Source organism: Bacillus sp. LR_5, from assembly GCF_042709275.1.
In genome coordinates this window covers 1-8,301 of the sequence record NZ_JAVAXX010000277.1, presented here as the reverse complement: position 1 = coordinate 8,301, position 8,301 = coordinate 1, and the positions used below count along the sequence as shown (strand labels likewise).

The 8,301-nt window shown below is 45.6% G+C and carries 9 protein-coding genes and 1 pseudogene; all 10 read right to left on the bottom strand.

The features are described 5' to 3' along the window. A pseudogene (locus RAC86_RS31535) lies at positions 1-410 on the bottom strand (lipoprotein YvcA); the annotation flags it as partial. A 384-nt stretch (positions 411-794) separates the two neighbouring features. Beyond that, a complete protein-coding gene (locus RAC86_RS31530; RefSeq protein WP_377886424.1) occupies positions 795-1,490 on the bottom strand; it encodes a lipoprotein YvcA in 696 nt (231 codons plus the stop codon). Positions 1,491-1,693: 203 nt separating this feature from the next. After that, positions 1,694-2,323, bottom strand: a complete 630-nt coding sequence (hisIE, locus tag RAC86_RS31525) for a bifunctional phosphoribosyl-AMP cyclohydrolase/phosphoribosyl-ATP diphosphatase HisIE (RefSeq protein ID WP_042975259.1) — start codon at positions 2,321-2,323, stop codon at positions 1,694-1,696. Then, positions 2,320-3,078 (bottom strand): imidazole glycerol phosphate synthase subunit HisF, encoded by a 759-nt coding sequence (hisF, locus tag RAC86_RS31520; RefSeq protein ID WP_015714777.1) that lies wholly within the window; start codon positions 3,076-3,078, stop codon positions 2,320-2,322. Before hisF ends, hisIE begins: the two co-directional genes overlap by 4 nt. Next, the gene (gene hisA / locus RAC86_RS31515) at positions 3,075-3,812 is read right to left on the bottom strand and encodes a 1-(5-phosphoribosyl)-5-[(5-phosphoribosylamino)methylideneamino]imidazole-4-carboxamide isomerase (RefSeq protein ID WP_377886422.1); all 738 of its coding nucleotides are present in this window, start codon (positions 3,810-3,812) and stop codon (positions 3,075-3,077) included. Before hisA ends, hisF begins: the two co-directional genes overlap by 4 nt. Further along, the gene (hisH, locus tag RAC86_RS31510; protein ID WP_015714779.1) at positions 3,809-4,447 is read right to left on the bottom strand and encodes an imidazole glycerol phosphate synthase subunit HisH; all 639 of its coding nucleotides are present in this window, start codon (positions 4,445-4,447) and stop codon (positions 3,809-3,811) included. Before hisH ends, hisA begins: the two co-directional genes overlap by 4 nt. Next, a complete protein-coding gene (hisB, locus tag RAC86_RS31505) occupies positions 4,448-5,032 on the bottom strand; it encodes an imidazoleglycerol-phosphate dehydratase HisB (RefSeq protein ID WP_003243389.1) in 585 nt (194 codons plus the stop codon). It abuts the gene before it with no gap. Next, the gene (gene hisD / locus RAC86_RS31500) at positions 5,029-6,312 is read right to left on the bottom strand and encodes a histidinol dehydrogenase (protein WP_377886421.1); all 1,284 of its coding nucleotides are present in this window, start codon (positions 6,310-6,312) and stop codon (positions 5,029-5,031) included. Before hisD ends, hisB begins: the two co-directional genes overlap by 4 nt. Continuing rightward, positions 6,309-6,950 (bottom strand): ATP phosphoribosyltransferase, encoded by a 642-nt coding sequence (hisG, locus tag RAC86_RS31495; protein ID WP_009968235.1) that lies wholly within the window; start codon positions 6,948-6,950, stop codon positions 6,309-6,311. The genes hisD and hisG overlap by 4 nt, the downstream gene beginning before the upstream one ends. After that, complete coding sequence (locus tag RAC86_RS31490) at positions 6,943-8,118, bottom strand: ATP phosphoribosyltransferase regulatory subunit (protein WP_377886419.1); 1,176 nt, start codon at positions 8,116-8,118, stop codon at positions 6,943-6,945. Before RAC86_RS31490 ends, hisG begins: the two co-directional genes overlap by 8 nt. Positions 8,119-8,301 lie beyond the last annotated feature (183 nt).

Genomic DNA, 8,301 nt, shown 5'->3' with positions numbered 1-8,301 from the left:
GTAGCCTTGTAATTCGCAAAACTTTTTTCTTGATTATATTCTAATTGCCCGTAATATTGAATGTTAGTTTTTTTATTGAAACTATCAAATACTATTGTTTCCTCATTATCACCTTTACTTGAAAGATCAGGTACATACTCCCCATCCTCCGGAAACAACATCCTAAACCCTTTCAGCTTAGATTCAAGCAAATAATACCCTGGCTCCTCTTCTTTCGTTGACACCATGTACTCTCTCGTTTTTTCATCTTGAAACGCCGGAACTTGCGGCAGGTCTTTTGGATCCATTTCTTTTGGTTTTACGGCTTCTGTTTTATTGTCATTTGTGGTGTTTTTATCATTGTCTTGCATACTGCATCCTCCTGTCAGGGCAAGTAATAAGCTAAAGCAAATACATATGATCTTTTTCATTACGAACCTCCAAGGGTTTTGTGAGAATAGAATTCTATTTTCATACCGAAAATAATCCTATTGACCTGGTTAATACGTGATTATTTTATCCTTTTCTATGTTACATCATGGTGGAATTTGGATAAATAGGAAATCCGACTTGGTTTTGATCTCCTTTCACTAACAAATCAAGCAAAACACCACAAACACATCAAAATACCTATTTCTTTTTTCATAAAATCGTTTATCATACGGCTCTTACTTAACCTCTTCATCTTTATAGTAGGTGAATCGAAACGAATACTCTATTTCCCTTAATTCTCTATAAGAAAAACTATTCTTTCCCTCTATATCATCAAAAGCCTTTTTCTTTGAGCAGATATCTCTCTTTCTTCGTATTTCCCTTTACATATCACCAAAGTTAGCAGAGTTTATTATTTTTTTAACTTTTTCTTCATTGTCTTTCGGGTTTTGTTTACATGTATTTGCATTGGCGGAGCAGCTAAACATAAAAGAATATTCCATCCCTAAATAATCTTGTTTTTTCGATTTTATATAACCAAGGAAGATATAAGATGGTTTCTCTTTTTTGTCAAAGTTTTCTTGTTTTGAGGCAAAGTAAATATCTTTATCCTTCGTTTCTAATTTCTCAAAATTACCTTTGTATTCATTTTTACCGCTAATAATATCCAACATATTCTCCGGTTCGTTTATAAAAGATTCATTTTGATAGAACTTTACTGAAGCATTCATTACTATATTCGTTTTTTTATTAAAGCTATCAAAAAATAGTGACTCGTATGTCTTTGAAGTTTCAGAGTCGGAATACTCCGCATCCTCTGGAAACAACATCCTAAATCCATTCAGCTTAGACTCAAGCAAATAATACCCCGGCTCCTCTTCTTTCGTTGACACCATATACTCTCTCGTTTTCTCGTCCTGAAATGCCGGAACTTGCGGCAGGTCTTTTGGATTCATGTCTTTTGGTTTTACGGCTTCTGTTTTATGTTCGTTTGAGTTGTTCTTATCATTGTCATTCATACTGCATCCTTCTATCAGGGCGAGTAATAAGCTGAAGCAAATAAAGATGATCTTTTTCATGACGAACCTCCACGGATTTTTTTCGAGAATTATATTCTATTTTTTCTCTATAAATAATGCGATCAGTCCCTGTTCAAAGGGTGATTATATTATTCTTTTCCATGTTACATTATGGAGGAATTTGATTAAGTAGGAAAACGAACTAATTTGCTTTAATCATCTCAAAATTTCATAAAACAAAAAGAGCCGTAACATACGGCTCTTTACTCTTCTTTCTCAGAATGGCGTTTTTTCAATACGTCAAGCACATCATCCAGCGGCAAGGCTTGTTCTCTGAGCAGGACAAGCAGGTGATACAGCAGGTCTGCCGCTTCCCATTTGAGTTCCTCATGATCCCGGTTTTTCGCGGCGATGATGACTTCGGATGCTTCTTCTCCGACTTTTTTCAAAATCTTATCGACGCCTTCACGGAAGAGGTACGTGGTGTAAGCTCCTTCAGGCATTTCCGCTTGGCGTTCCGCGATCACCCGCTCCAGTTCGTTCATGATGCCGAATCGGCCCGCGGCCTGTTCTTCTGCTTGTTCCTTTGTAAAACAGCTGTAGCTGCCAGTGTGGCATGCCGGGCCTGACGGTTCTACGAGTACGAGCAGCGCGTCTTGATCGCAGTCATACCGGATACCTTTGACGGCTTGCGTGTTCCCTGAGGTTTCTCCTTTATGCCATAACGCTTGGCGTGAGCGGCTGTAAAACCATGTTTCCTTCGTTTCCAGCGTTTTTTCGTACGATTCCTTGTTCATATACGCAAGGGTCAGCACTTCTTTGCTTGCCGCATCCTGCACGATGGCAGGAATTAATCCGTCCTCGTTAAAACGCAGTTCATCTGCCTGTTTCATCTCACATTCACCCCGTATTCTTTCAAGTATGATTTCACTTCTTTAATCGATGTTTCTTTATAATGAAAAATTGAGGCGGCCAGCGCGGCGTCAGCTTTTCCTTTTGTAAAAGCCTCAAGCATATGCTGTGCGTTTCCCGCGCCTCCCGAGGCGATAACAGGGACGGGGACAGCTTCGGAAACAAGCTTTGTCAGCGTGTGGTCGAAGCCTTTTTTCTCACCGTCAGAGTCCATGCTTGTCAGCAATATTTCTCCTGCCCCGCGTTTGACGCCTTCTTTTGCCCACGCGGTGACCTCCCAATCTGTTTTCTTTCTGCCGCCGTGCGTATAGACCTTATATGTGTCAGATTCTTTGTCATACTTGGCATCAATGGCAAGAACGATGCATTGCGAACCGAAAAACTCGGCTCCTTCTGCAATCAGCTCAGGGCGGAGAACAGCTGCCGTGTTCACCGACACTTTGTCCGCTCCGGCACGCAGTATCGTTTTCATATCACTGAGCTGATTGATGCCGCCGCCGACTGTAAACGGAATGGCAAGCTTCGCGGCAACCTGCTCCACAACGTCAACCATCGTTTTGCGTCCTTCATGCGAGGCAGAAATATCAAGAAAAACGAGTTCATCCGCGCCTTCCCGGTCGTACACTTCCGCCAGTTCAACTGGGTCACCGGCATCCTTCAATTCGAGAAATTGAATTCCTTTGACAACGCGTCCTTCTTTGACATCAAGGCATGGAATAATCCGTTTTGTGATCATTTGCGCTTCACCCTTTCAAGCGCCTCACACAGCGTAAACTGATTGGTATACAGCGCTTTTCCGATGATCGCTCCAGAGACGCCGTCCGCCTCATAGCGGGCGAGAGCTTCGAGATCCGCGACGGAGCTGACTCCGCCGGAAGCGATCACCGATTTCCCCGTTTCCTTAGCAAGCTCGACCGTGCTTTTAACATTGGGGCCTGACAGCATTCCGTCTGTCGCGATGTCAGTAAAAATAAAGACTTCCGCACCTTCATTGGCAAGCTCCTTGCCTAGTTCGGTTGCCTTAAGGGTTGATGTTTCCAGCCATCCCTCTGTTGAAACAAAACCGTTTCTCGCATCCAGTCCGATTGCAATTTTCTCGCCATATTGTTTCAGCATTTTTTTGACAAACGGAGGGTTAGAAACTGCTGAGCTTCCGAGAATTACCCGATCGACTCCTGCTGATAAATATTCGCAGACGTCTTTTTCGGAACGGATCCCGCCGCCGATTTCGACTTTTAGGTTCAGCTTTTGCGCAATCTCAATCACATGGCGGTCATTCACTCTTTTCCCTTCTTTGGCCCCGTCGAGATCAACGAGATGGATCCATTCGGCACCCTCTTTCGCAAATAACTCAGCCATGTCGTACGGTGAATCGCCATATATCGTTTCCTTATTATAATCCCCTTGAACAAGGCGGACACATTTGCCGTTTCTCATATCAATTGCCGGATATAATGTAAAAGCACTCATTTTTTCACCTTCTGTTCTGCTGCCATTTTCGTAAATTGAGTTAAAATAGACATTCCGACCGTGCTGCTTTTTTCCGGATGAAATTGGGCGCCGAAGACGTTTCTTTTTCCGACTACAGCAGGCACTCGTACACCATAATCGGCGCTTGCCAGAAGCGCGTTCTCCTCCATCCCGTCAATGTAATAGGAATGAACGAAGTAAGCGTAGCCTTGTTCTGTTTCAGACAGCAGCGGAGATTCGTTATGAAAGGAAAGGAGGTTCCAGCCCATATGCGGAACCTTCAGCTTGTTTCCTTTTTCATCTTCTGCTTTCAGCCTGACTGCTTTTCCTTTTAACAGCCCGAGTCCTGAAGCGGTGCCGTTTTCTTCGCTTTCTTCAAATAAAAGCTGCATGCCGAGGCAGATCCCGAGAAGCAGCCTTCCCTCTGAGACCATATCGTGAATCAATTGATCAAGCTTCGTGTAGCGCAAATTGTCCATCGCGTCTCCAAATGAACCAACTCCCGGCAAAATGAAGGCATCAGCTTCTTTCAGCTCCTCCGGCTTTTCAGAAACAAAATACGGCACGCCGACACGTTCAAGCGCCTTTGAGACACTGTATAAATTCCCCATTCCGTAATCTATCACGCCGATCATTTACAGCATCCCTTTCGTTGACGGTATTCCTTTAACTCGCGGATCGATCGTTGTCGCTTCATCAAGCGCACGTCCCAGTGCTTTAAAAACGGCTTCAATCATGTGGTGGGTGTTTGTGCCATAATGAACGATGACGTGCAGGTTCATTCGAGCTTCGAGCGCCAGCTTCCACAAAAATTCATGTACAAGCTCCGTATCGAAAGTTCCGACTTTAGCAGCCGGGAAGTCAGCGCGCATTTCTAAGTGCGGCCGGTTGCTTAAATCAATCACAACTTGAGCAAGTGCCTCATCCATCGGCACAAACGCCGATCCGTAGCGTTTGATTCCTTTTTTATCGCCTAACGCTTCGAGCAGCGCCTGCCCTAAGCAGATGCCGATATCTTCAGTCGTGTGGTGATCATCTATATCAACATCGCCTTTTGCGTTAATGGAAAGATCAAATTGGCCGTGTTTCGTGAATAAATCCAACATATGTGTCATAAACGGCACATCTGTTTTAATATCCGCTTGTCCTCCGCCGTCTATTGTAAATGCCAGCTCAATATCTGTTTCGTTTGTTTTCCTGACGCGTTCCGCTTTTCTCATTTAGAAATCCTCCGTTCTCTCGCTTCAATTGATCTGGCATGGGCTTCTAACCCTTCCAGTCTGGCAAAAGCCGCGATGCTTTCGGCATGTTCTTCAAAGGCTGATTGACTGTAAGAAATAATGCTCGATTTCTTTTGAAAATCAGTTACGTTTAATGGACTTGAAAATCTGGCTGTTCCGTTTGTCGGAAGCACATGGTTCGGTCCGGCAAAATAATCACCGACAGGCTCAGGGCTGTATCTGCCTAAGAAAATTGCACCCGCATGTTTGATACTGCCAAGCAAAGCTTCCGGAGACTGTGTTATGATTTCTAAATGCTCTGGCGCGAGTGTATTGACAGTCTCAATCGCTTCTACCATTGTTTCCACCACATATATACAACCGTAATCTCTCACTGAAGCTTCCGCTATTTCTCTTCGCGGCAAGGTTTCCAGCTGCTTATTCACCTCGGCTGAAACCGTCTCGGCCAGCGCCATGGAATCTGTGACAAACACACATGAGCTGAGCTTATCGTGTTCCGCCTGTGACAGCAGATCGGCTGCAATTTCGCTCGGAATCGCTGTTTCATCAGCCAGCACGACGATTTCACTCGGTCCGGCAATCATATCGATATCGACATCGCCGAACACTTCTCGTTTGGCAAGCGCGACATAAATGTTGCCCGGACCCGTGATTTTATCCACCGGCTCAATGGTTTCTGTTCCGTATGCTAACGCCGCAATCGCCTGAGCGCCGCCCATTTTGTAAATATCTTTTATGCCCAGCTCGGCTGCTGCAACCAAAACTCCAGGAGACAGCAGACCGTCTTTTCCCGGAGGCGTGACGAGAACGATTCTTTCAACGCCCGCTACGAGCGCCGGAATCACATTCATCAAAACAGATGAAGGATATGCGGCCGTTCCCCCCGGCACATATACACCGGCGGAATCCAGCGCCGTCACTTTCTGCCCCAGCATTGTGCCGTCCTTTCTGTGATAAAACCAGGAGGATTGCAGCTGTCTTTCGTGATATTCCCTAATATTTTCGATTGCCTGCCTAATCACCTGAAGAAGACGTGAATCCAGTGAGGTGTATGCCTCCTCAAATTCTTCTTTTGTGACCAGCGGGCTGTCTATTTCGATGCCGTCAAATTTCGCCGTGTAGCTGCGAACCGCCTGATCACCGTTTGCTTTAACATCTTCAATAATGGACCGGACCGTCTTTCTTTGCTCTTCCGTTCCGGCATCGATGGAACGCTTGAGAGAAAGCCGTTCCGCTCCGCTGATGGTTTTGATCTTCATTTTGCCGTCTCTCCTTCCACAACGAGAGATAGGCGGGATGCCATTTCGTCAATCACATCGTCTTTCATGCGATAGCTTACCGGGTTGACAATAAAGCGAGAGGTAATGTCACAAATGTGCTCCGTTTCAACAAGCCCATTTTCTTTCAGCGTCTGTCCTGTGGAAACAATGTCCACTATCCGATCTGCAAGCCCAATGAGCGGAGCCAGTTCAATTGAACCGTTGAGCTTAATAATCTCGACTTGTTCTCCCTGCTCTCTGAAATAACTGGAAGCCACATTCGGATACTTTGTCGCGATTCTTGGCGCCACTCCGCTCCAGTCTGTATTCGGAAGTCCGGCGACAGCTAAGTGGCATTTGCTGATGTTTAAATCCAGTACCTCATACACGTCGCGTTCCTCCTCCAGCATGACATCCTTGCCCGCAATTCCGACGTCTGCCACGCCATGCTCCACATACGTGGTTACGTCCATCGGCTTCGCTAATATGAAACGAAGATTTTCCTCCGGCACATCGATGATCAGTTTTCTCGAATCTTCAAACTCCTCAGGGAGCCTGTAGCCTGCCTGCCTCAGCAGCCCTGCCGCTTCTTCAAATATCCGGCCCTTTGGCATCGCCATTGTGAGTAACTTACCCATTTTGCTCTTCCTTTCTGGCACCGATAAAATAAGTGACGTTTGCAAAAGATTTTGTCATCTGATCGATATTTTCTATTCCCGATAAATCTTGAAGAACCACTTTGTTCCCTTTCATGCGTTCTTCATTCGCATAAGCGATGGCTTGCGCCCGCTGCTCTTTGCTGAAAATAACAGCGTCTATTTCACAAGGTTCGTCCTTCATATGAAGGGCTTCAATCAGCCGGTCGATCCGAAGCCCGAAGCCTGTTGCCGGTGCAGGTGAATCAAAATGGCCCAACAGCTTGTTGTAACGGCCGCCGCTTCCAATGACAAAACCGACATTCTCGGCGTACACTTCAAATAAAATCCCTGTGTAATAGCTCATGTGGCTGACCATATTCAGATCCAGGCGGACATTTTCCGTACATCCGTAATCCTCAAGAATGTCCCACAGCGCCTTCAGCTCATCAACCACGCTTTTTCCTTGCGCAGAATCGACGATTTCCTCGGCACGTCCGCATACTTCTATACCGCCCCGCAGTTCAAGGAGCTCAAGCAGCCTGCTTTTATCAATGGAGGAAAGCGGGAGAGACTTGACATGCTCTCTGTAACCGACGTAGTTCTTTTCATATAAGAACCTCCGCAGCACATCAGCTCGTTCAACGTTTCCGAGCACCTCAACAAACAAAGCATCCGCAATGCCGGCATGGCCGATGGCAATTTTAAAGGATGCCAGCCCAGCGTTTTTCAATGCCCCGACGACTAAAGCAATGACCTCCGCATCCGCGCTCGTCGTGCCGTCACCGATTAACTCCACTCCAACCTGCTCGAACTCAGCCGGACGTCCGCCTTCACGCTCCTGAGCCCTGAATACATTTGCCGCATAGCCGACTCTTAGCGGATGACCGTGTTTCAAAAGCTTCGATGCCGCCACCCTTGCAATCGGCCCCGTCATATCCGGGCGAAGCACCAATGTCTTGCCGTCCTGATCAAGTAGCTTAAACAGCTGCTGCTCTTCAATTGCTGACTGGACGCCAACCGTATCGTAAAACTCCAGTGTCGGCGTTTCCATAAATTGATATCCCCATTTATCAATCAAATCGGTTAACGATCGTCTCACCTTTTTTTTCGTTTCGTATAAACCGGGCAGTGCATCTCTCATGCCGTGCGGTTTTTCAAACATAAACATCAACCCGAGCACCTCCGCTGTTATCTTATGAAGGAAAATTCCGAATCCTTTAGTTCGCTAATATGATAATATGTTAGCAGATGAAAGAATGAAAATCAACGCTTAACTTCAGTAAGGATATTTTTAGTTCGAATATCCTTCTCCTCTTTATGAAAAAATCATGAATAATGTATTAAAGGTACG